The 22,319-nt window shown below is 61.2% G+C and carries 27 protein-coding genes; 12 read left to right on the forward strand and 15 right to left on the reverse strand.

Annotation, left to right across the window (positions count from 1 at the left end; translation table 11 throughout):
- Positions 1-17: 17 nt before the first annotated feature.
- Complete coding sequence (locus tag ACZ9BE_RS21145; protein WP_476249906.1) at positions 18-1,898, forward strand: TonB-dependent receptor domain-containing protein; 1,881 nt, start codon at positions 18-20, stop codon at positions 1,896-1,898.
- 136 nt (positions 1,899-2,034) lie between these two features.
- Here ACZ9BE_RS21145 and ACZ9BE_RS21150 read toward each other — a convergent pair whose 3' ends face one another.
- The 12 genes from ACZ9BE_RS21150 to nrdR all read right to left on the reverse strand — a co-directional run bounded on the left by ACZ9BE_RS21150 (position 2,035) and on the right by nrdR (position 10,851).
- On the reverse strand, positions 2,035-2,835 hold the full coding sequence (locus ACZ9BE_RS21150) for a cobalamin-binding protein (protein WP_476249907.1): 801 nt from the start codon (positions 2,833-2,835) through the stop codon (positions 2,035-2,037).
- Positions 2,835-3,254 carry a hypothetical protein gene (locus tag ACZ9BE_RS21155; protein ID WP_041477693.1) on the reverse strand — a complete coding sequence of 140 codons (420 nt, stop codon included), beginning with the start codon at positions 3,252-3,254 and terminating at the stop codon, positions 2,835-2,837. Before ACZ9BE_RS21155 ends, ACZ9BE_RS21150 begins: the two co-directional genes overlap by 1 nt.
- Positions 3,251-3,868, reverse strand: a complete 618-nt coding sequence (gene ribA, locus ACZ9BE_RS21160) for a GTP cyclohydrolase II (protein WP_041477692.1) — start codon at positions 3,866-3,868, stop codon at positions 3,251-3,253. The genes ACZ9BE_RS21155 and ribA overlap by 4 nt, the downstream gene beginning before the upstream one ends.
- Before the next feature lie 245 nt (positions 3,869-4,113).
- Complete coding sequence (locus ACZ9BE_RS21165; protein ID WP_460094644.1) at positions 4,114-4,851, reverse strand: substrate-binding periplasmic protein; 738 nt, start codon at positions 4,849-4,851, stop codon at positions 4,114-4,116.
- Between the two features lie 25 nt (positions 4,852-4,876).
- Positions 4,877-5,380: a phosphatidylglycerophosphatase A family protein gene (locus tag ACZ9BE_RS21170; RefSeq protein ID WP_039761886.1), complete on the reverse strand. Its 504-nt coding sequence runs from the start codon at positions 5,378-5,380 to the stop codon at positions 4,877-4,879.
- Complete coding sequence (gene thiL / locus ACZ9BE_RS21175; protein WP_423664950.1) at positions 5,377-6,342, reverse strand: thiamine-phosphate kinase; 966 nt, start codon at positions 6,340-6,342, stop codon at positions 5,377-5,379. The genes ACZ9BE_RS21170 and thiL overlap by 4 nt, the downstream gene beginning before the upstream one ends.
- Before the next feature lie 27 nt (positions 6,343-6,369).
- Positions 6,370-6,870, reverse strand: coding sequence for a transcription antitermination factor NusB (gene nusB, locus ACZ9BE_RS21180; RefSeq protein WP_024014489.1), 501 nt, complete (start codon positions 6,868-6,870; stop codon positions 6,370-6,372).
- Positions 6,867-7,343 carry a 6,7-dimethyl-8-ribityllumazine synthase gene (gene ribH / locus ACZ9BE_RS21185; RefSeq protein ID WP_003228649.1) on the reverse strand — a complete coding sequence of 159 codons (477 nt, stop codon included), beginning with the start codon at positions 7,341-7,343 and terminating at the stop codon, positions 6,867-6,869. The genes nusB and ribH overlap by 4 nt, the downstream gene beginning before the upstream one ends.
- Before the next feature lie 90 nt (positions 7,344-7,433).
- Positions 7,434-8,525 (reverse strand): bifunctional 3,4-dihydroxy-2-butanone-4-phosphate synthase/GTP cyclohydrolase II, encoded by a 1,092-nt coding sequence (ribBA, locus tag ACZ9BE_RS21190; protein ID WP_039761895.1) that lies wholly within the window; start codon positions 8,523-8,525, stop codon positions 7,434-7,436.
- A gap of 21 nt (positions 8,526-8,546) precedes the next feature.
- The gene (locus tag ACZ9BE_RS21195) at positions 8,547-9,209 is read right to left on the reverse strand and encodes a riboflavin synthase (protein WP_095181928.1); all 663 of its coding nucleotides are present in this window, start codon (positions 9,207-9,209) and stop codon (positions 8,547-8,549) included.
- A 47-nt stretch (positions 9,210-9,256) separates the two neighbouring features.
- Positions 9,257-10,390 (reverse strand): bifunctional diaminohydroxyphosphoribosylaminopyrimidine deaminase/5-amino-6-(5-phosphoribosylamino)uracil reductase RibD, encoded by a 1,134-nt coding sequence (gene ribD / locus ACZ9BE_RS21200; RefSeq protein ID WP_476249908.1) that lies wholly within the window; start codon positions 10,388-10,390, stop codon positions 9,257-9,259.
- Entirely contained in the window at positions 10,387-10,851 is a 465-nt protein-coding gene (nrdR, locus tag ACZ9BE_RS21205) for a transcriptional regulator NrdR (RefSeq protein ID WP_007910946.1), read from the reverse strand. The genes ribD and nrdR overlap by 4 nt, the downstream gene beginning before the upstream one ends.
- A 128-nt stretch (positions 10,852-10,979) precedes the next feature.
- On the opposite strand from nrdR, the gene ACZ9BE_RS21210 reads away from it, so the two are divergent.
- The 3 genes from ACZ9BE_RS21210 to trxA all read left to right on the forward strand — a co-directional run bounded on the left by ACZ9BE_RS21210 (position 10,980) and on the right by trxA (position 13,151).
- Positions 10,980-11,444: a YbaY family lipoprotein gene (locus ACZ9BE_RS21210; RefSeq protein ID WP_024014493.1), complete on the forward strand. Its 465-nt coding sequence runs from the start codon at positions 10,980-10,982 to the stop codon at positions 11,442-11,444.
- Entirely contained in the window at positions 11,441-12,097 is a 657-nt protein-coding gene (locus ACZ9BE_RS21215; protein ID WP_476249909.1) for a class I SAM-dependent methyltransferase, read from the forward strand. Before ACZ9BE_RS21210 ends, ACZ9BE_RS21215 begins: the two co-directional genes overlap by 4 nt.
- 181 nt (positions 12,098-12,278) lie before the next feature.
- Positions 12,279-13,151: a thioredoxin gene (gene trxA / locus ACZ9BE_RS21220; RefSeq protein ID WP_122506597.1), complete on the forward strand. Its 873-nt coding sequence runs from the start codon at positions 12,279-12,281 to the stop codon at positions 13,149-13,151.
- A gap of 4 nt (positions 13,152-13,155) precedes the next feature.
- On the opposite strand, the gene ACZ9BE_RS21225 is transcribed toward trxA, so the two are convergent.
- Positions 13,156-13,515: a hypothetical protein gene (locus ACZ9BE_RS21225; RefSeq protein ID WP_476249910.1), complete on the reverse strand. Its 360-nt coding sequence runs from the start codon at positions 13,513-13,515 to the stop codon at positions 13,156-13,158.
- A 135-nt stretch (positions 13,516-13,650) separates the two neighbouring features.
- Here ACZ9BE_RS21225 and ACZ9BE_RS21230 point away from each other — a divergent pair, with 135 nt between their 5' ends.
- From ACZ9BE_RS21230 to ACZ9BE_RS21265, 8 genes are all read left to right on the forward strand, one after another.
- The gene (locus ACZ9BE_RS21230) at positions 13,651-14,232 is read left to right on the forward strand and encodes a PAAR domain-containing protein (protein WP_476249911.1); all 582 of its coding nucleotides are present in this window, start codon (positions 13,651-13,653) and stop codon (positions 14,230-14,232) included.
- Positions 14,229-15,176 carry a CHAP domain-containing protein gene (locus ACZ9BE_RS21235; RefSeq protein WP_095181933.1) on the forward strand — a complete coding sequence of 316 codons (948 nt, stop codon included), beginning with the start codon at positions 14,229-14,231 and terminating at the stop codon, positions 15,174-15,176. Before ACZ9BE_RS21230 ends, ACZ9BE_RS21235 begins: the two co-directional genes overlap by 4 nt.
- Positions 15,173-15,739 (forward strand): hypothetical protein, encoded by a 567-nt coding sequence (locus ACZ9BE_RS21240; protein WP_024014498.1) that lies wholly within the window; start codon positions 15,173-15,175, stop codon positions 15,737-15,739. Before ACZ9BE_RS21235 ends, ACZ9BE_RS21240 begins: the two co-directional genes overlap by 4 nt.
- Before the next feature lie 155 nt (positions 15,740-15,894).
- Positions 15,895-16,494, forward strand: coding sequence for a DUF2796 domain-containing protein (locus ACZ9BE_RS21245; protein ID WP_476249912.1), 600 nt, complete (start codon positions 15,895-15,897; stop codon positions 16,492-16,494).
- A gap of 139 nt (positions 16,495-16,633) precedes the next feature.
- Positions 16,634-17,344 (forward strand): ABC transporter ATP-binding protein, encoded by a 711-nt coding sequence (locus ACZ9BE_RS21250; RefSeq protein ID WP_476249913.1) that lies wholly within the window; start codon positions 16,634-16,636, stop codon positions 17,342-17,344.
- Position 17,345: 1 nt separating this feature from the next.
- On the forward strand, positions 17,346-18,611 hold the full coding sequence (locus tag ACZ9BE_RS21255) for an ABC transporter permease (protein WP_056790749.1): 1,266 nt from the start codon (positions 17,346-17,348) through the stop codon (positions 18,609-18,611).
- Between the two features lie 11 nt (positions 18,612-18,622).
- Complete coding sequence (locus ACZ9BE_RS21260) at positions 18,623-19,141, forward strand: DUF3299 domain-containing protein (RefSeq protein ID WP_024014502.1); 519 nt, start codon at positions 18,623-18,625, stop codon at positions 19,139-19,141.
- A gap of 220 nt (positions 19,142-19,361) precedes the next feature.
- Positions 19,362-20,060, forward strand: a complete 699-nt coding sequence (locus ACZ9BE_RS21265; RefSeq protein WP_150638354.1) for an OmpW/AlkL family protein — start codon at positions 19,362-19,364, stop codon at positions 20,058-20,060.
- Positions 20,061-20,243: 183 nt separating this feature from the next.
- Here the strand turns inward: ACZ9BE_RS21265 and ACZ9BE_RS21270 are convergent, their stop codons facing one another.
- Both ACZ9BE_RS21270 and ACZ9BE_RS21275 read right to left on the reverse strand, forming a co-directional pair.
- Entirely contained in the window at positions 20,244-21,176 is a 933-nt protein-coding gene (locus ACZ9BE_RS21270) for an NAD-dependent epimerase/dehydratase family protein (protein WP_476249914.1), read from the reverse strand.
- Entirely contained in the window at positions 21,169-22,053 is an 885-nt protein-coding gene (locus ACZ9BE_RS21275; RefSeq protein WP_041477681.1) for a sugar nucleotide-binding protein, read from the reverse strand. Before ACZ9BE_RS21275 ends, ACZ9BE_RS21270 begins: the two co-directional genes overlap by 8 nt.
- Positions 22,054-22,319 lie beyond the last annotated feature (266 nt).

Below are 22,319 nucleotides of genomic sequence, written 5' to 3' on the forward strand. Positions count from 1 at the left end.
TTTCTCACGGACCACCGATGAACCTCCGCCTCGCCCTGCCCTTCCTCCTGCTGCCAACCGCAAGCGCTGTCGCCGACACCTTCGAACGCGATCAGGCGCTGAAGCTGCCGGACACGCTGATCAGCGCCAATCGTCAGGTCGAGGCGCGCAACGACAGCAGCGCCGCCCACACCGTGTTCACCCGCGAAGACATTGATCGCCTGCAACCAAGCGACGTGCCCGATCTGCTGCGTCGGGTGCCCGGCGTGCAAGTGGCGCAGACTGGCGGGCGCGGCAGTCTGCCGGGGATCTACATTCGCGGCACGCAATCGGCGCAGAGCCTGGTGCTGGTCGATGGCCAGCGCATCGGCAATTCGACTTCCGGCGACAGCAATCTGCAACATCTGAACATCGAGCAGATCGAGCGCGTCGAAGTGCTGCGTGGTTCACGCTCGGTGATTTACGGCAGCGACGCGATTGGCGGGGTGATCCAGATCTTCACACGACGTGGCACTGGGCAAGGCTTGCAGCCACGCCTGCACTTCGGCTTCGGCAGCCAACAGAGTTGGCAGCGCAGCCTCGGCTTGTCCGGCGGCGACGACAAAACCCGCTTCAACCTCGGCGCCAGCCTCGACGAAACGGCCGGGATCGACCGTACCCACGAGTCGTATCCAAGCGACAGCGACCATGACGCTTACCGCAACAAATCCCTGAGCCTGAGCCTCAGCCACGCGCTGAGCGAAGACATCGAAATCGGCGCCAATCTGCTGGATAACCGTGGCAGGAGCGAATTCGACAATCCGTTCGGCCGCTTCGACATGGACACTTTCGAGTCGGTGCAACAGCAGCCCTACAGCGACTTCAATGTCAGCAGCATCAGCAGTTATGTCGATGCGCGGGTCAACGAAACCTGGAAAACCCGCATCGAATTCGGCCACAGCGAAAACCGCGAAAAGACCTTCGACAAGCTCAGCGACGAGCGCACGGTGTTCAACACCTATCGCGACTCAGTGAACTGGCAGAACGACCTGACGCTCGACCCGCGCAACAGCCTGATCCTCGGTGGTGACTGGTACGAAGACCGGATCAACAGCAGCACTGCGTTCGACGAGGACAGCCGCTGGAATCGCGCAGCGTTCATCCAGCATCGCTATCAGGCCGACAGCTTCTCCACCGAGATCGGCGTGCGCCACGACGACAACCAGCAGTTCGGCAGCCAGAACACTTGGAGCGGCACTTTCACCCTGCCGCTCAATCCGGATAACGACGTGCTGCTGAGCTACAGCGAAGGTTTCCGCGCGCCGACCTTCAACGACCTGTACTACCCGGATTTCAGCAATCCCGACCTGAAACCGGAAACCTCAAAAAGCTACGAACTGCAATGGCGCAGCCAATTGAGCGACAGCGCGCGGCTCGAGGCCTCGATTTACCGCACCGATCTGCAGGACGCGATCATCTTCGGTAGCAACTCACGCCCGCAGAACGTTGCGTCAGCGCGCATCAACGGTTTTGAAGCAGCGCTGAAGCAGGAGCTGTTTGGCTGGCAGAGCAATCTCGGCGTGGCAATCATTGACCCGCGAGATCGCGATACCGGGCATACGCTGGCGCGACGGGCGCGGCGCACGGCCAGTTGGGATCTTGACCGGCAGTTCGATCGCTTGGGAGTGGGCGCCAGTTGGCAGTTGGTCAGTGGCAGTTACGATGATTTGAACAACACCCAGTCGCTGGGCGGCTACGGCACGCTCGGGCTGCGCAGCAGTTGGGCGCTTACTCGTGAGATCAAGCTGGATCTGAAGGTGGATAACCTGCTGGACAAGGGTTACAGCCGGGCGAACTACAGCTATGACGGCGCGCAGTATGGCAATCGCGAAGAAGGTCGGGCGTGGATGTTCGGGGTGACCTGGACCCCTGAACTCTGAGCTGAGATTTTTTTGGCGGGCTGGCCTCTTCGCGAGCAGGCTCGCTCCCACAGTTGACGGAGTGCGGCCACACCTTTTGTTTTCACCGCAAGTCCAGTGTGGGAGCGAGCCTGCTCGCGAATACAGGCGATACGATCTACCGATCCGGCGCGATCAATTGGCAAAGCTTGGCAGTCGCGCTGATCATCTGCCCGCTCGGTCGCTCAAGGCCTTTGTCAGTGACCAATAGCAGTCTCCCCTGCCTGACCGCCGCCACCTGCGGCCAGGCCTTCCACGCCCCTAGCTGCGCCTGATCACCGGCGACAATCACCTCGGGATCACGCTGCAATACCGCCTCGATACTCACCTGTGGTGCCGGCAGATTCAGCTCGGCGAAGATATTGCGCGCGCCGCACACCTCAAGCGCATCGCTGATGATCTGCCCGCCACCGATGGTGTACAGCGGCTTGTCCCAGACCTGATAAAACACCCGCAGCGGCACATCACGACGATAACGCTGGCGCAGATCATTCAGCTGCTCGCGCAATTCGGCCGCTCGTTTCGCCCCACGTTCAGGACGCCCCAGCTGTTTGCTGATCGCTTCAATTTGCGTCGCCAGTTGCGTCAACGTGTGCGGCTCGGCGACGAAGGTCGGAATGTTCAGACGTTTGAGCTGATCACGCTGCCCGGCGCCGACGCTGCCGGGCCAGAGCAGCAGCAAATCCGGTTTCAGGCTGAGCAAGCGCTCCATGTCGAGCTGACCGTAGCGCCCCACAGACGCAACATCGGCAATTGCCGGCGGCCGCTCGCCCGCATCCAGCACGCCGACCAACAGGTCGGCAGAGTCCAGTTCAACGACGATTTCGGAAAGCGACGGCGCGAGGCTGACCACCCGCAATGCGGCCGGAACCTGACTGCTCAGGGCGAGCAGCACAACCGCCAGCCACAGGCGAGGCATCAACCGAGTTGACGCGGAATACGGTAGAGGTAGAACAGCACGGCGGTGGACAGCGCCAGCAGCATCAACGGCACGGCTTCGAGGCCGACGAACACCGCCAGTGCGCCAATCCAGGCCGGCAAGGACGCTACCAGCAACGCCGTACGCCGACGCGCCGCAAGGGCAATCCAGGCGGCGGGTTCTTCGGCGGTATCGAGGGCTTTTTGCGTGGCGATCAGGGCGTGTTTGTAGCGGGCGAAATACTTCAGGCTGACAAACATCGAGGCGACGCCGGCGATGAACAAAGGCATTGCCAGCACTGGCAGCAGGCCCTGGCCTTCACCGAACAGCGCGTTAAGCACAAACAGCGGCAACAGCGCCAGCGCCAGGTATTGCCACCAGGCCACCGCCAACCGCCGCCGCACCTGGCCGCGGGTCACGCGCGGTCGGCCTCGCCCTGATGCTCGTTGCCCATCATGTGGTCGAGCTTGCTGGCCTTGGTGGCCAGGTAGAGTTTGTTGTGCGGATTGTGCCCGGTGTGCAGCGGCACGCGTTCGGCGACGACGATGCCCATGTCGGTCAGCGCTTTGACCTTGCGCGGGTTGTTGGTCATCAAGCGCAGGGATTTCACGCCCAGGTGTTCGAGCATCGGCAGGCACATGGCGTAGTCGCGCTGATCGGCGGCAAAGCCCAGACGCTCGTTGGCTTCTACGGTGTCAGCGCCGCCGTCCTGCAACTCGTAGGCACGGATCTTGTTCAGCAGCCCGATGCCGCGCCCTTCCTGACGCAGATACAGCAGCACGCCCCGGCCTTCGCGGGCGATCGCCTGCAACGCGGCTTCCAGTTGCGAGCCGCAGTCACAACGCTGGCTGAACAAGGCATCGCCGGTCAGGCATTCGGAATGCAGGCGACCGAGTACCGGGGCGCCATCGGCAATTTCACCGAGGCTCAGCACGACGTGCTCACGCCCGGTGCTCTCATCGAGAAAGCCGTGCATGGTGAATTGCGCAAAAGGCGTTGGCAGCTTGGAAGCGGCGACGAAGACGACAGGCACCGATGTGCTCCTGATCTAGAAGACTGAAAATTCGCAGGCCGGCATTGTAACAGCAGGTTCCTGTAGACGCTTAGGCTGAATTATCGGGCATAAACATCAAAAAGTTTGATGACAGCTGCCGCCAGCACCGCCGCTCCCTGTAGGAGCTGTCGAGTGCAACGAGGCTGCGATCTTTTGATCTGGCTTGATATCAAGATCAAAAGATCGCAGCGTGCCGCAGCTCCTACAGGGATTTGCGTTGGGCTTCAGTTCGGGTTGAACGGATACGGCTGCTTCCACCTCTCGAAGACCGGCTTCAGCTCTCCGCTCTTGACCAGTTCCGCCATGCGCCGGTCATACAGCGCCATCAACGCGCGAGCCTGCGGGGTATCAGCGAAACCGAGAAACAGCGGCAACTCAGCCAGATGCGAATAGCGAAACTGCGCGGGATCTGCGGCATCGCGCACGACCGCTTCAATCTCGGTCAGCGCATCGATGTAGTAATCCGCCCGGCCCTGCTTGAGCATCAGCAGAATGCCGGTGCGCCTTTCGATCTGGTTGAAGCGCTGGATGTTCGGCAAGTAGTTTTCGTAACGGTAGCCGCGCACCCAGGCCAAACGGTATCTGCCCAGGGTCGCCAGGGTCGGCGGCGGGCTGCTGGCCAGGCCCAGCGCGTAGATGTGATCGGAATCGAACTTCCACTGCGGGTACAGCACCTGCGTGGCTTCGTCGCGGTAGGAGCCGACCAGCGCGTCGACTTCCTTCAACTGCACCAGCCCGATCGAACGGGTGTACGGCACCGTGCGAATATCCAGCTTGACCCCGGCCGGCTCGAACACTTTGCGCAACACGTCCCAGGCCAGACCATGGCCATCGGCGGCGGTGTAATCCTCCCAGTCTTCGCTGGCCAGATGGATTACCCCAGGCACAGGCGCGGCGGCCTGCGCATGGGCGAACGTGCCCAGCAGAGCCAGAAGCAGCAGCGCCAACCCGCGTCGCAGCATTGCGTGGTTCCTCACGTGAGTCGAATCAGGCGAATACCCATACCAGCCCTTGCATCGCCAGCCAGGCGAACACACCGGCCAGCACGTCGTCGAGCATGATGCCGACGCCGCCATGCACATGCTTGTCGATCCAGCGGATCGGCCACGGCTTGAGAATATCGAAGAAGCGGAACACCAGAAAACCCGCGAGCAACCAGTACCAGCCTTCCGGCACCAGCCACAGGGTGATCCACATGCCGACCATTTCGTCCCAGACGATTCCTTCGTGGTCGTGAACGCGCAAATCGTCAGCGACTTTGCCGCACAGCCAGAAGCCGAACAGCATGGTGATGCCGAGCATCAGCCAGTAGCCCCAGTCGGGCAGCATCTGCCACAGCGGAATGAACGGCAGCGCCACCAGCGAACCCCACGTGCCCGGGGCTTTTGGCAACGTGCCGGAGCCGAAGCCGAACGCGAGGAAATGCCACGGATTGCGCCAGACCGAAGGAGGCACGAATTCGGCAGGAACCTGTTTCGGGTGATCTGTCACGGTGTCTCCTGAAAATGTTGGTAGCCGCGAATCTGCGGAGTGATGTCGCGTCGGTCGCGGTCCAGCAGCAGCACGCCCTGGCCCGGCAGCACTTGCCCGATCACATGGATCGGCCAGCCGTCGGCCAGCAGTGCCGGCAACTCGGCGGACGGCAAGGTGAAGGCCAGTACGTAATCATCACCACCGCTCAATGCCGCGCGCTCGGCACCGCGCTGGCCGAGAAACGCGACTAAAGCATCCGACAACGGTAAACGCTCGCGTTCAATCTCAAGTCGCACCTTCGACGCCAGCGCGATATGCCCGCAATCGGCGAGCAGGCCGTCGGAGATGTCCAGTGCCGCCGTGGCCTTGCCGCGCAGGGCCTGACCGAGCGCCAGTTGCGGCTGTGGCGACCAGTAATGCTCGAGCAGCGGCTGGGCGATATGCGCTTCGGCATCACGTTGAGCCAATACCAGCGGCAAGGCGCCGGCCGCATTGCCCAGTTCGCCGCCGACGCAGAGCAGATCACCGGCCTGCGCACCGCTGCGGGTCAAGGCCTGGCCAGCGGGTACGCGGCCGAACACGGTGACCGTCAGGCTCAACGGCCCGCGCGTGGTGTCGCCGCCGACCAGCACCACGCCGCAGCTTTGCGCCATGCGGTTCAAACCACGGGCATAGGCTTGCAGCCAATCGGCGGTTACCGTCGGTAAGGTCAGGGCAAGGGTGAAGGCAACGGGCGCGGCGCCCATGGCGGCCAGGTCACTGACCGCGACGGCCAGCGAGCGCTGGCCGAGCAGAAACGGATCGCAGGGGTCGGCGAAATGCACACCGGCCACCAGCGTATCGGTGGAAACCGCCAGCTGTTCCCCTGCGGGAACCGCCAGCAAGGCGCAGTCGTCGCCGATCCCCAGAGCAACGCCTTCGCCGCCCTGCGCACAAGGCGCGGCGGCGAAGAAATTGCGGATCAGCTCAAACTCGCCCATGGCTGAGAAAAAGTATTCAAGCGCCGATCAGCGCTTGAACGCCTTCACTTCAGCTTCACGCAGGCGCGGGGCCAGCTTGTCGAGCACGCCGTTGACGAACTTGTGGCCGTCGGTCGAACCGAACACTTTGGCCAGTTCTATACCTTCGTTGATCACAACGCGGTACGGCACGTCGACGCGCTTGAGCAGTTCCCAGGTCGACAGGCGCAGAACCGCCAGTTCAACCGGGTCCAGCTCTTCGATCGCCAGATCCAGGCAAGGCGTCAGGGCAGTGTCGATTTCGGTCTTGAACTGCGGAACCCCGTGAAGGATTTCACGGAAGTAGGCGCCGTCGACATCGGTGAAATCGTTATCAACGCGAAACTGCGCTTCGATCTCGTTCAGCGATTGCCGGGCCATGTGCCACTGGTACAGCGCTTGAGTCGCGAGCTGACGGGCTTCACGACGCTTGGCGCTCTTCGACGGCTTGCCGGCATCCGCAGGTTTCGGATCGCGTGGGTTGAAACGATCGCTTTCGTCGCTAATCACTTGGCCTCCAACTGCGCCAGCAGGCTGACCATTTCCAGAGCGGACAGGGCAGCTTCGGCACCTTTGTTACCGGCCTTGGTGCCGGAACGTTCGATGGCTTGCTCGATGGAGTCGACGGTCAGCACGCCGAAGGCGACCGGTACGCCGAATTCCATGGAGACCTGGGCCAGGCCTTTGGTGCACTCGCCAGCCACGTATTCGAAGTGCGGAGTACCGCCACGAATGACCGCGCCAAGGGCGATGATCGCTGCGAACTCGCCTTTCTGGGCGACTTTCTGCGCAACCAGCGGGATTTCGAAGGCGCCCGGTGCGCGGATGATGGTGATGTCGCTTTCGCTCACGCCGTGGCGAACCAGGGCATCAACGGCACCGCTGACCAGGCTTTCAACCACGAAGCTGTTGAAGCGGCCCACTACCAGAGCGTAGCGGCCTTTGGGGGCGATGAAGGTACCTTCGATGGTCTTCAGGGTCATTCGTCAGTTCTCTTAAAGAGCCGGGACGCGTCTGCTACGCGTCCCTCAGTGATTATTTGCCGCGAATCGGAGTCCGGAAACAGCCGGTCATTATTCGGAGGGCACGTATTCTACAACTTCCAGATCAAAACCGGATATCGCATTGAATTTCATTGGTGCCGACATCAAGCGCATCTTGCGCACGCCGAGGTCACGCAGGATCTGCGAACCGGCCCCGACAATGCTGTAGGTGGTCGGTTTTTTCGGCGCTGCCTGCTCGCCGGTTTCACGGATATGCGCCAGCAGCACGTCACCATCAAGCGGGTGACCGAGCAGCAGCACCACACCGCTGCCGGCCTCGGCGACCGCAGCCATGGCGGCGCGCAGGCTCCAGCGGCCCGGTTGCTTGACCATCAGCAGGTCGCGCAGCGGGTCCATGTTGTGCACGCGAACCAGCGTCGGCTCCTCAGCGCAGACAGTGCCCAGCGTCAGGGCCATGTGCACGTCGCCTTCCACCGAATCACGATAGGTCACCAGGTTGAATTGGCCCAGTTCGCTGTCCAGCGGCTGCTCGGCAATCCGCTGAACGGTACGTTCGTGGATCATCCGGTAGTGAATCAGGTCGGCGATGGTGCCGATCTTGATGTTGTGTTCGGCGGCGAATGCTTCGAGTTCAGCGCGACGGGACATGGTGCCGTCGTCGTTCATCACTTCGCAGATCACTCCGCTCGGCTCGAAACCGGCCATGCGCGCCAGGTCGCAAGCGGCTTCGGTGTGGCCGGCGCGAGCGAGGGTGCCGCCGGCCTGGGCCATCAGCGGGAAAATGTGACCCGGGCTGACGATGTCTTCAGCCTTGGCGTCTTTGGCGGCTGCCGCTTGCACGGTGCGCGCGCGATCGGCGGCGGAGATGCCGGTGGTCACGCCTTCGGCGGCTTCGATCGAAACGGTGAACTTGGTGCCGAAACCGGAACCGTTGCGTGGCGCCATCAGCGGCAGCTTCAACAGTTCGCAGCGCTCACGGCTCATCGGCATGCAGATCAGGCCACGGGCGTGCTTGGCCATGAAGTTGATGTGTTCGGCCTGGCAGCATTCGGCGGCCATGATCAGGTCGCCTTCGTTCTCGCGGTCTTCGTCATCCATGAGGATGACCATCTTGCCTTGGCGGATGTCTTCAACCAGTTCTTCGATGCTATTGAGCGCCACAAGGCACCCCCTTCTTTTGAATTATTTGAGGTAGCCGTTTTGGGCCAGAAAGCTTTCGGTGATGGTGCTGCCGGCAGTCTTTTCTGCAGCCTTGTCACCCAGCAGCAGACGCTCCAGATAACGCGCCAGCAGGTCGACTTCCAGATTCACCCGGCGGCCCGGCTTGTATGAAGCCATGATGGTTTCGCTGAGGGTGTGCGGAATGATCGTCAGCATGAATTCGGCGCCATCGACTTCGTTCACGGTCAGGCTGGTGCCGTCGACGGTGATCGAGCCTTTATGGGCGATGTACTTGGCCAGTTCTTTCGGCGCACGGATGCGAAATTCCACGGCACGGGCATTGTCGCTGCGCGATACCACTTCACCGACGCCGTCGACGTGTCCGCTGACCAGATGCCCGCCGAGGCGAGTGGTCGGGGTCAGGGCTTTTTCCAGATTGACCGGGCTGCCGCCTTTCAGGTCATTCATGGCGGTGCAATCGAGGGTTTCGCGGCTGACGTCGGCGGCAAAGCCGTCGCCCGGCAACTCGACGGCGGTCAGGCAAACGCCGTTGACCGCGATGCTGTCGCCGAGTTTGACGTCGCTCAGATCGAGCTTGCCGGTTGCGACGTGCACCCGCACATCACCGCCCTTTGGGGTCAGTGCGCGGATACTGCCGATGGATTCGATGATGCCGGTGAACATGGGGTTCTCCTTGAGAACGAGGCCAGCGCTAACGCAATGGCCGGGAATTATACGCGGGCTGAAGGGGCAGGGATCGCAGTGACTCGCCAGTCATCGCCCACCGCGCGGATTTCAGTGATTTTCAGCTCTGGCGCGTCTTTCATCTGCGCCAGCGGCCAGTCGAGCAGCGGACGCGCCGTGGAGCCGAGGAATTTGCCGGCAATGAAGATCACGAATTCGTCGACCAACCCCAATTGCGCAAAGGCACCGGCCAGACGCGGCCCGGCCTCGACCAGCACCTCGTTGGTGCCTCGATTGGCCAGTTCGATAAGCAATTGATGCAGATCGACCTGGCCGTCGGCACCCGGCACTATCAGGCATTCCGGGCCATTGGCGTATTGCTCCTCGACCGCGACACAGGTGGCGACCAGTGCCGGCCCGGCCTTGAAGAACGGCGCCTCCAGCGGCACTCGCAGGCGGCCATCGATCAATACCCGCAATGGCGGGCGACTCATGACCAGCGCGGTTTGCTCGCTGTCGAGACCGAGTTCGTCCGCGCGCACGGTCAAGCGTGCGCCGTCAGCCAGCACCGTATCGGCGCCGGTCAGCACTACCGCCGCCTCAGCGCGCAAACGCTGCACCGCCGAACGCGCCGCCGGGCCGGTGATCCATTGGCTCTCGCCGCTTTCCATCGCTGTGCGCCCGTCGAGGCTCATGGCCAGTTTGACCCGCACGAACGGCAAGCCATGTTCCATGCGTTTCAGAAAACCTTGATTGAGCTTGCGTGCTTCAGCCTCCAGCACACCACTTTCGGTGGCAATACCGGCCTCGGCCAGGCGCTGCAAACCGCGTCCGGCAACTTGTGGATTGGGATCACGCATCGCCGCCACGACCCGGGCAACGCCAGCAGTCACCAAGGCATCGGCACACGGCGGCGTGCGGCCATGGTGGCTGCAAGGTTCGAGGGTGACGTACGCCGTGGCGCCCCGGGCCTGCTCGCCAGCAGCGCGCAGGGCGTGGACTTCAGCATGGGGTTCGCCGGCGCGCTCATGCCAGCCTTCGCCGACAATCTGCCCGTCACGCACCACCACGCAACCGACCCGCGGATTGGGATGGGTGGTGTAGTGGCCCTTGCGCGCCAGTTCCAGCGCGCGGGCCATGAAATGCGCGTCGAGGATCGCCTGCTCGGCGGCGGTGGTCATTCTTTCACCGGTTCGCGGGCGAGGCGGTCGATCTCTTCGCGGAATTCATTGAGGTCCTGGAAGCGCTTGTACACCGAGGCAAAACGGATATAGGCGACTTCATCAAGCTTTTGCAGCTCGGCCATCACCAGTTCGCCGACCACGAGGGACTTGACCTCGCGTTCGCCGGTGGCGCGCAGCTTGTGCTTGATGTGGACCAGAGAGGATTCGAGGCGCTCGACGCTGACCGGACGTTTCTCCAGCGCGCGTTGCATGCCGGCGCGGAGTTTTTCTTCGTCGAACGGTTGGCGACTGCCGTCGGTTTTGATCAGGCGCGGCAACACCAGTTCGGCCGTCTCGAACGTCGTGAAACGTTCGCCGCAGGCCAGGCATTCACGCCGGCGGCGCACCTGTTCGCCCTCGGCGACCAGACGCGAGTCGATGACCTTGGTGTCGTTGGCACCGCAGAAGGGACAGTGCATGGTGGCTGGCAACAAAAAATGGGAGGGCCATGGTAGCGCATCCCCGTGGCAAGACAAGCCATAGGCTTTGCGGTATACAGAACGGCATGATCGTCTGATCCATGGAATTCATTCTGCCGGAGCCTCCAATGCCGTTACGTCCGCTCGTTCTGCTCAGTCTTTTCAGCCTGCTGGTGGCCTGTGGCAGCGACGCACCCAAGCCGCAACCGCCGACGCCAGGCCCCGCGCCGCAGCAGGCGCAGAAAAAAGCCAAAGAGGCTGCCGAACTCGGCCCGCTGCCGGCGCATCAGCGCGAATTGAGCGGCAGCCTGCAAGGGGTGCCGGCCGGCGCCGAAGTCGAACTGGCGCTGCTGGTGATCGATGAAAAGGACCGCCCACAGCAACTGCTCGCCAGTTCCAGCCTGATCGGCAACAACCAGATTCTGCCGTTCCACCTGCGGTTCAACCCCGAGGCGTTTCCGGCCGGAGCACGGGTCGAGCTGCGCGGGCGCGCCAGCCAGTCCGGGCAATTGATCCTGCACCTGCCGTCGCAGACCATCACCCAACCGACCACTCAGGCGTTGGGCCAGCTGCAATTCGTCAAAGCGCCATGACAGCACCGCTCGACCTGCAACAGGCTTTGGGGGAATTGCTCGGCGACGCCAGACTGAAAGCCTGCGCGTTGCCCGGCACCGATTTGCAGCTGTGGCTGATCGACGGTGACAACATGGCTCGCGAATTCAGCCAGGAAGAAACCCAGCGCATCCTGCATGAACCGCCCTATTGGAGCTTTTGCTGGGCCAGCGGCCTGGCCGTGGCGCGTTATCTGGCACAGTTTCCAGAGTGGGTGCGCGGCAAGCGCGTGCTGGATTTCGGCGCCGGTTCCGGGATCGCCGGCATCGCAGCGGTCAAGGCCGGAGCGCTGGAAGTGGTGGCCTGCGATCTCGATCCGCTGGCGATTTCCGCGTGCAAGGTGAACGCCGAGCTCAACGATGTGCAGATGAGTTATTCGACGGATTTCTTTGCCGAGGCCGATCGCTTCGATCTGATTCTGGTCGCCGACGTGCTGTACGACCGCGCCAATCTGCCGCTGCTCGACGCGTTTCTCACTCGCGGACGCGAAGCGCTGGTGGCGGATTCACGTGTGCGGGATTTTCGGCATCCGTTGTATGAGCGAATTGAAGTGCTCGAGGCGATGACCTTGCCGGATCTGGCCGAGCCAGAAGAGTTTCGGCATGTGAGCCTTTACCACGCCACCCGCGCATGATCGTTCCCACGCTCTGCGTGGGAATGCAGCCCGGGACGCTCCGCGTCCCTTCGTACGGCGTAACGCAGAGTGTCACCGGAGGCATTCCCACGCGGAGCATGGGAACGATCAGTGTTACAGCTTTCAGCAGCCCCTCGCGAAGCTTTATAGTGAGCCCATCCACGCTTTTACGAGATCCTCCATGAGTGAGCAAACGCCGTACATCTTCGACGCCACGACTGCCGATTTCGACCAGTCGGTGATCGAAGCCTCCTTCAACAAACCGGTGCTGGTGGATTTCTGGGCCGAATGGTGTGCGCCGTGCAAGGCGTTGATGCCGATGTTGCAAGGCATTGCCGAGAGCTATCAGGGCGAGTTGCTGCTGGCCAAGGTCAACTGCGACATCGAGCAGGACATCGTCGCCCGCTTCGGCATCCGCAGCCTGCCGACCGTGGTGCTGTTCAAGGATGGTCAGCCGGTCGACGGCTTTGCCGGGGCACAACCGGAATCCGCCGTGCGCGCGCTGCTGGAACCGCATGTGCAGATGCCGCCACCGGCCGCTGCCGACCCGTTCGAACAGGCCCAAGCGATGTTCGACGAAGGTCACTTCGCCGAGGCGGAAGCGGTGCTGGTGACCCTGCTCAATGAAGACAATACCAACGCCAAAGCGCTGATCCTTTACGCACGCTGCCTGACCGAGCGCGGTGAGCTGGGCGAAGCGCAAACCGTGCTCGACGCGGTCAAGAGCGATGAGCACAAAGCCGCACTCGCTGGGGCCAAGGCGCAGATCCAGTTCCTAGGCCTCGCCCGCGACCTGCCGGACGCCGCCGACCTGAAAAGCCGCCTGGCGCAAAATCCGCAGGATGATGAAGCGGTGTACCAACTGGCGATCCAGCAACTGGCGCGCCAGCAATACGAAGCGGCGCTGGACGCCTTGCTCAAACTGTTCATCCGCAACCGCAGCTACGGCGAAGGCTTGCCGCACAAGACCTTGCTGCAGGTGTTCGAACTGCTGGGCAATGATCATCCGTTGGTGACGGCTTACCGTCGCAAAGTGTTTGCGGCGCTGTATTAAGGCCTTACCCGATCCAGCTATAGAGCGGCGTATCCCCGCCGCTCGCCACTTTCACATCGGCACTGTGGCGCAGACGCACGAGCAAACGCTTGCCCGCTGCCGCACTGCCGGTGAGCGCTTCCAGTTGATCGAGCAGATCCGGTCCACTGAGTTGCCCGGCCTTACGCAGCAAGTCTTTGGCCACCTGCCACAGCGCATCATCCTGATTCACCGGCTTCGCCGCCGGGGCGGATGCCACTGCCTCAGACTGCGCGACCGGCGCCTGCCCGCTCAGCGCGGAACCCAGCCTGGCCCAATCGCTGTCATCCAGCTCCACCGTCAAATCCACCGGCACCTCGCCGACCGTTCCGCGTATCCGCAACATCGAGTTCGCTCCTGCACTTTTCTGACCTGCATGCTCCCATGGGACTTGTGCAACGCCAAGTAAAGGGCGCCAAACACATCTGGTAATTCCCGGTTAATCGGCTAAATTAATCTCTTTTTGCGGGAAGGATTCCCAATGTCTTCAGGACGAAAACTGGCCTCTAAAGGAGGCCCGACCTCTACAGGTGGCGTGATACTTGAAGGAAATGAGAACCTCAATATCGAAGGAAGAATAATCGCTTCCATTGGACAACTCGCCAGTTGTCCGGCCTGTGGGCCTGGCAAAGGCCCCATCGTAGCAGTGGGTGAAAGAACGCTGATTTTACCTGCCGGACCAGCTGCGCTAGAGGGTGACTACGTCGCCTGCGGTTGTCCGCCCATGACCAATAAGCTGCTCACTCAGCAACACAGTGGTTTCGCAGGAATTGGCCGGCCCGCTCCAATTGACATGGGGCCACCGATTGCTGCCCTGACCTCTTATCGCTACTTGCAGGTCATCATCGAACGCCTTAATGACACGGAAAAGCCAGGTTTGGCTTACAAACTCAAGGACAAGGCGAAGGTTGCCGTTTTACAAGACAGCACTTGCAACCTCACAGGCGAAGGCTGCGAACACCCGGTAAAAAACGCTTCGGATTACGACACCCTGTTGGTAGGGGAAGATTCCGAATGGACTTTCTATGCCTATGAAGAGCCCCTGACACAGGATTTGTCATGAAATCGGAAATCAAACTCATCTTTAAAGACTTTCTGATGCAGCCACCGCCAGGCGTAAAATTTCAGCTGCTTATCGACGGTCAGGTCGTAGATGACAACATCGTTCAAAACGATGACAGGCCTCGCATTTATTCATTGATATCCAAAAACGGCCAGATCGCTATAACGCTCGCGGGCAAGGAACTACCGTCGATCAAAACCCGAGACACCCACGAAGTGACGGTTCAGATTGTGGGGAACTCCGGTACAAAAAAAGGTATGCACACTGCTACGTTGAATCCAGGGAAGTCTCTTTCGATCGTAGCGATATCACCGTGGGTAAAAGTCCCGCTAACGACCAGCGGCGCTGTCTCGAACGACGCATTCTACGAAGTCGAATATGGTGTGAAACGTACAAATGAAACCCGAACGGTGAAAGTCGTCATTCAGGACATGCCGCGCAGGATACTGATGGAGGCGCTGTCACACCGGGGATCAACACAGTGGGCAGGGAATAAAAGCAAAAAGTCGCTGCCACACCCTACTCTCAGCCAGAGCGTGGAATTTCCACCAAACACAAATAAATGCAATCTGTTCGTCTACGACGTGCTGACCGCAATTGGGGTCAACGTGGCGTTGATTGAACATGGCAAATCGAAATACCTGCCATATTTCTCCAAGGTTAGTCCTCCGCTCGCGGGTGAATGGGCGAATGGACAACGATTGCTCAACAGCTGGAAAGTCGAGCGCACGCCGTTGCCCGGGGACGTCGGCGCTTACGCAATGAATTATTCCGACGCCAGCGGCCATGTCGGCTTCGTTCTAACGAAGGGCGTATGCATTTCTGCAGGGTGGGAAAAAGTTGAAGTTAACGACGCAGGTTTTCGCCATGCGACCGGCAATGCAAATCCCAGCGACCATGACTTCACTATTTTCCGACGCTACAAACACAGCACGCCACAATGAAACGCCCTTATTCGCTCCTCCTCATAATTCCGTTTTTGCTCATCGTGGCATGGCGCATCTGGTTGCCTGCCGATCTTTCGGCTTGTCCCGCTGACGGGGAAACTGCAGGTCCACTGACCCTTGTTATTCGTGATTACTTTGAGCGCAATAGCCGGACCGACTGGCGAGACATGGATGATCGTTTCGACATACTTTCAACCCCCGAAGGCCAGAGCATAGCGAGTCAACCGAATTCACACACTTGCGAAGCATTGCGGGTACTGCAGAGTCCGGCGTTCAGTCAGAGTGAAAAAATCTTCACCATGGCACTTATGTTCAGACTGCCAATCGACCAGTACATGGCCCTGATGGATCGCAGTCATCAACTCTACACGCAGGGCAAAATGGATAAGGAGGTGCTGACTCTGGTGGTATTTCCGCGCGGAACAGCCATCAACTACTGGTGGCTTCCGGCTTGGCGACAGCGTTTCAGTCGCGATGCCCCGAGCGTGCTCGACGCAAATCTGATCAACGATGTTCTTTCGGGACACTATTGGTTCGACTATCCCGGCGCAGGCTTCTGATTCTGCAAGCATGACATCCAATCCCAGCACCGCCCGCGAACTCATCCCGGGCGGTGCTTAGCCATGTCTTGCGCAATCTCAAGCGCACGGGCACACTCTGCGCACTTTCGTTATAAGATTACATAACAAACTTTTCATTTTTCTCGGAGTCCGTCATGCGTCGTCTGTTGCTCGCTTTGCCGTTTGCCCTGTTGCCGCTGGCCGCTGCTCATGCGGTGGATGAGCACGATCACGATCACGATCATGAGCACGGCAGCCTCGGCGCTCACGAACATGGTGTGGGTCGTCTGAATGCCGCGCTCGACGGTCAGACCTTGGAGCTTGAGCTGGAAAGCCCGGCGATGAATCTGGTGGGTTTTGAACACGCCGCGACGTCGGATGCCGACAAGGCCAAAGTCGCTGCCGCTCGTGCGCAGCTGGAAAAACCATTGGCCCTGTTCAGCCTGCCCGCTGCGGCCGGCTGCAAGGTGGTCAGCCAGGAACTGGAAAGCCTGCTGTTCGGCGACAAGCCGGACGCCGACGATCACGACGAAGATGAAGCGGACAAGGACGGTCACGAGCATCACCACGACCACAGCGAAATCCATGCGCATTACCAATTCAGCTGCGCCACACCGGGCGCGCTGAGCACGCTGAACCTGACGAACATCTTCAAGACCTTCCCGGCGACGCAGAAGATTCAGGTACAACTGATCAGCGCGACCGGCCAGCAAGGTACCGAAGTGACGGCGAAATCGGCTGCGCTGAAATTCTAGGATCCACCGAAATCCCCTGTGGGAGCGAGCCTGCTCGCGAAGGCGGCGTGTCAGTTGACAGGTGGGTGTCTGACCCAGCGCTTTCGCGAGCAGGCTCGCTCCCACAGGGTTATGTGTTCACTTCATGAAAATCGGTGCCATGACCCAAGCACTCATCGAACTTTCCGACCTTGGCTTCAACTGGCCCGGTCACCCGCCGCTGCTGGACATCTCGGCGTTTCGTCTGGAAGCCGGCGAAACCCTGTTTCTCAAAGGCCCCAGCGGCAGCGGCAAGACCACGCTGCTCGGCCTGCTTGGCGGGGTGCAGAAGCCCAATCGCGGCAGCATTCGCCTGCTCGGCCAGGAGCTGACCGAGCTTTCTGCCGGCAAGCGCGATACGTTTCGTGTCGATCACACTGGCTACATTTTCCAGCAATTCAACCTGCTGCCGTTTCTCTCGGTGCGCGAGAACGTTGAGTTGCCGTGTCATTTTTCAAAACTGCGTGCGCAACGGGCGAAACAGCGCCACGGCAGCGTCGATCAAGCCGCCGCCACGTTGCTCGCGCACTTGGGTCTGAAAGACGAAAGCATCCTCAGCCGCCGCGCCGACTCGCTGTCGATCGGCCAGCAACAACGGGTCGCCGCCGCACGCGCATTGATCGGCCAACCGGAGCTGGTGATCGCCGACGAACCGACCTCGGCGCTGGATTACGACGCCCGCGAAAACTTCATTCGCCTGCTGTTTGCCGAGTGCCGCGAGGCCGGATCGAGTCTGTTGTTCGTCAGCCATGACCAGAGCCTGGCGCCGCTGTTCGACCGTCATCTGTCCCTGGCCGAACTCAATCGCGCCGCCACGTCCGCCGAGGTCTGAGATGTATCTGTTTCGTCTGGCCATGGCCAGCCTGGCCAACCGCCGTTTCACCGCATTGCTCACCGCCTTTGCCATTGCCCTGTCGGTGTGCCTGCTGCTCGCCGTCGAGCGCGTGCGCACCGAAGCCAAGGCCAGTTTCGCCAGCACCATCAGCGGTACTGACCTGATCGTCGGTGCTCGTTCGGGGTCGGTGAACCTGCTGCTGTATTCGGTGTTCCGCATCGGCAACGCTACCAACAATATTCGCTGGGACAGCTTTGAACACTTCGCCAACAACCCGAAAGTGAAGTGGGCAATCCCCATGTCCCTCGGCGATTCCCATCGCGGCTATCGCGTGATGGGCACCACCGAAGCCTATTTCCAGCACTACCAGTACGGGCGCCAGCAACACCTGGCGCTGGCCGACGGTCGCGCGTTTGCCACCGATCCTTTCGAAGTGGTGCTCGGTGCCGAAGTCGCCGAAGCGCTGCACTACAAGCTCGGCGACAAACTGGTACTGGCCCACGGCGTGGCGGCGATCAGCCTGGTCAAGCACGACGACAAACCCTTCACCGTGGTCGGCATCCTCCAGCGTACCGGCACCCCGGTGGACCGCACGTTGCACATCAGCCTCGGCGGCATGGAGGCGATCCACATCGACTGGCACAACGGCGTGCCGGCGCGCGGCAACGGCAGGATCAGCGCTGATCAGGCGCGCAACATGGACCTGACGCCGCAAGCGATCACCGCGTTCATGCTCGGCCTCAACAGCAAGATTTCCACCTTTGCCTTGCAGCGCGAGATCAACGAATACCGTGGCGAACCGATGCTGGCGATTCTGCCGGGCGTGGCCTTGCAGGAATTGTGGAGCCTGATGAGTACGGCCGAGAAAGCCTTGTTCGTGGTCTCGCTGTTCGTTGTGCTGACCGGGTTGATCGGCATGCTCACGGCGATTCTCACCAGCCTCAACGAACGTCGCCGCGAGATGGCGATTCTGCGTTCGGTGGGGGCGCGGCCGTGGCACATCGCAAGCCTGCTGGTGCTGGAAGCCTTTGCGTTGGCGCTGACTGGAGTCATCGCCGGACTGGCATTGCTGTACGTCGGCATCGCCGCTGCGCAAGGGTACGTGCAGGCCAATTACGGTTTATACCTGCCGCTGGCATGGCCGAGCGAGTATGAATGGACGCTGCTCGGTGGCATTCTGGCGGCCGCGCTGCTGATGGGCAGCGTGCCGGCCTGGCGCGCGTATCGCCAATCATTGGCCGATGGCCTGTCGATCCGTTTATGAGGATGTTCACCATGCCCCGCGCCCTGCTTGCGCTGCTGATGCTGGTCGCCCTGCCCGTGTGGGCGGCGGCGCCGAAAGACCTGACCTGGTCGGAAATGATCCCGCCGGACGCCGCGCCGGAAGTGCCGAACATGACCCCGCTGCACGACCTGTCGAAGATGGGCGACGCACTCTCTGCCGAGTCCGCGCCGGCGGCCAAGCAGGACATGCCCAACGCTCCGGTAGTGAAAAGCCTCGACGGGCAGAACATTCGCCTGCCGGGTTACATCGTGCCGCTGGAAGTCAGCGAAGAGGGGCGCACCACGGACTTCTTGCTGGTGCCGTATTTCGGCGCCTGCATCCACGTCCCGCCACCGCCGTCAAACCAGATCGTCCACGTGAAAAGCGAACTGGGCGTGAAGCTTGATGAGCTGTATCAGCCGTACTGGGTCGAAGGACCGTTGCAGGTGAAAGCCTCAAGCAGTGAGTTGGCCGATGCCGGGTATCAGATGGAGGCGGAGAAGATTTATGCGTATGAACTGCCGGAGTAATTCCCGGTAATTTTGTATTGGCTGGTCTATCGTCTTCGCGAGCAGGCTCGCTCCCACAGGTGATCACATTCCAAGGTGGGAGCGAGCCTGCTCGCGAATAGGCCCTCAAAGGTTCCACAAAACCCCGCCCCTTCACTGTTTCATTGAGCTGAGTCAAAACACCGTATCAGACGGCTTCGTACCCTAGGACATCGAATTTTTATGTCCTTTCGGAGCCCCCATGAACAAGTCCTTGCTCAGCGCCTCGCTGTTTGCCCTCGCGCTCGCAGCCCCGCTAGCCCACGCCCACGAAGCCGGTGACATCCTTGTGCGCGCCGGTGCGATCACCGTCAACCCGAAGGCCGACAGTTCCAGCGTCAAGGTCGATCAGGGTCCGCTGAGCGGCACTGACCTGGGCGGCAAGGCGACCATGAGCAGCGACACCCAGCTGGGTCTGAACTTCGCTTACATGCTCACCAACAACATCGGTATCGAGCTGCTGGCAGCCACGCCGTTCGAGCATGACGTCAAGCTCAAGGGCACCGCCCTGCCCGCCGCCAACGGCAAGCTCGGCACCCTGAAACACCTGCCGCCGACCCTCAGCGTCGTCTACTACCCGCTGGATTCGAAATCGGCTTTCCAGCCGTATGTCGGCGGTGGCATCAACTACACCTGGATCTACGACGAACACGTCGGCAGCGAAGCCAGCGCCAACGGCTTCAGCAACTTCAAGGCGAAAAACTCCTGGGGCCTGGCCTGGCAGGTCGGCGCCGACTACATGATCACCGACAACATCATGCTCAACGCCCAGGTGCGCTATATCGATATCGATACCCGCGCGACCGTCGAGAACAACGCCGTCGCACCGGGCACCCGTGCACGGGTGAATGTGGATGTCGATCCGTTCATCTACATGGTCGGTTTGGGCTATAAGTTCTAAGCTGACTTTGACCGAACGTTCACGTGGTGGTGAATGAGGCTTGGTGGCGGGCAGGCACAGACCTGACGACGACCGTACGCAGTCGATCGGGGGATAACATTCCCTCGCCACAGGGATAGCGATATTCCGGCCGTGAAAAAGGCGCCTGTTGCAGGGCGCCTTTTTCATGTCCGAAAGCTTGTTTCATCCGCGCCCGAGCAACCGCGCCAAGCCCACACTCATCGGCGTCTGCGGCGGCATTTCGAAGCGCTGCAGCAAGCGTCGGTTATCCGCTCGCGAATGGCGGATATCACCCGAACGCGCCGGCCCGTAACTCACGGGCGGCAGTTCACCGACCACTGATTTCAACGCTTCGAGCATCTGCTTCAGGCTCATCGCCTGATTCCAGCCAACATTGACCGCGCCCTCCTGCACTTCAGGCTTTTCCAGCGCCTGCACCAGCAAATCGACCAGATCACCGACATAAAGAAAATCGCGGGTCTGCTCGCCATCGCCAAATACGGTGATCGGCAAACCTTTCGACGCACGTTCGCTGAAGATGCTGATCACCCCGGAATACGGCGAGGACGGATCCTGGCGGGGGCCGAAGATGTTGAAGAAGCGGAAAATCGCCGGCTCCAGACCATGCTGGCGACGGTAGAAATCGAAGTACTGCTCACCGGCCAGTTTGTCCGAGGCATAGGGTGTCAGCGGCGCCTTCGGCGTGTCTTCATCAATCGACTCGCCCTCGCCATTGTTGCCGTACACCGCCGCGCTGGAGGCGTACACCACACGCTTGACCCCGGCCAGGCGCATGGCTTCGCAGACATTCAGGGTGCCGATGAAATTGCTCTGATGGGTTTTCACCGGATCGTCCACCGAGGCCTGCACCGAGGCCACCGCCGCCAGATGCGCGACAGCGTTGCAACCTTGTATGGCGCGGGCGACCAGGGCGGCATCGGCGACATCGCCGACCACCAGTTCAACCTTGGGATTGTCCAGCGGCAGGTTGCTGCGCTTGCCGGTCGACAGGTCGTCGAGCACGCGTACCGCATAGCCCTTGGCGAGCAAGGCATCGGTCAGGTGCGAGCCGATGAAGCCGGCTCCGCCAGTGATTAAAACCGTTGCTTCAGCCATGTCGGTAGAACCTGTCCAGTAGACCCGGGAGTGCGGCACGCCAGGCGCGCGGTTTGATCCCGAAAGTGTGGAGAATTTTCTTGCAGGCCAGCACTGCATGTTGCGGCTCTTCGGCGGCGTCCGGGCGCGCGGCGTGAGCCTGCGCGGTCGGTGCTTCGATCGCCAACGGATGCAGGCTGCGTGCTTCGGTGAGAATCGCCTGGCCCAGCGCCAGCGGTGTGGTCGCTTCGTGGCCGGCGTAATGGTAAGTGCCCCACAGCGGCGCGGCGCAGTCGAGTTGCTTGAGCACGGAGATGATCACTCGCGCGGCGTCATCGACCGGAGTCGGATTGCCGCGCCGATCATCGGCCAGCAGCAACTCTTCGGGTTTTTCCGCGCGGGCGAGGAAGCGTCCGAGGGTGCCGTCCGGGCTGTCGTCGAGCAGCCAGCCGAAACGCAGCAGTACATGTTGCGGGCAGGTCGCGCGCACACTTTGCTCGATGCGCCACAAGGCCTGACCGCGCAGGCCCAGCGGCACCGGTTCGTCTTTTTCGCTGTAGGCCGTGGCCCGCGAGCCGTCGAACACGCGATAGCTCGACGGCTGCACGAGGACAATGTTGTGGTGCTGGCACAGTTCGGCCAGACGCTCGATGGCGCGTTCCTGACCGGTCATGCGGCTTTCGCTGACGCTCTCGGCCTGGAACCAGTCGAAATAGTAGGCGAGGTTGATCAACGCATCGGGACGGGTGTCGTCGAGCAGTTGGGTGAGGCTCGCGGCATCCCAGCCGTTTTCGGGCGGGCGGGGGGCGAGGAAACCGATGTCTTCTTCCGCACCGAGGCGAATCAGCGCCTGCCCAAGGGCATTTCCGCCGCCCAGTAACATAAGGCGCATTCGCATAGAGTCAGCAGGCCCAGTCTGATTGGAACGATGGCTTTAGCGACGGTTCTCGTGGAACCGTCGTCGATAATTGCCGGAATCGTTGCATTTTGCGGGTTTAGTGCGCAACCGTCATCCGTAAAGTGTAGATCCGCGAATTTGCGCCGTCCTGGCCGGCCCCTTCGCGAGCAGGCTCGCTCCCACAGGGGACCGCATTCCAGGGTGGGAGCGAGCCTGCTCGCGAAGGGCTCCGAACGGTACTTGCATCTTCCCGCCCTCGCCCGCAT

The organism is Pseudomonas sp. TE9122 (genome assembly GCF_056278925.1).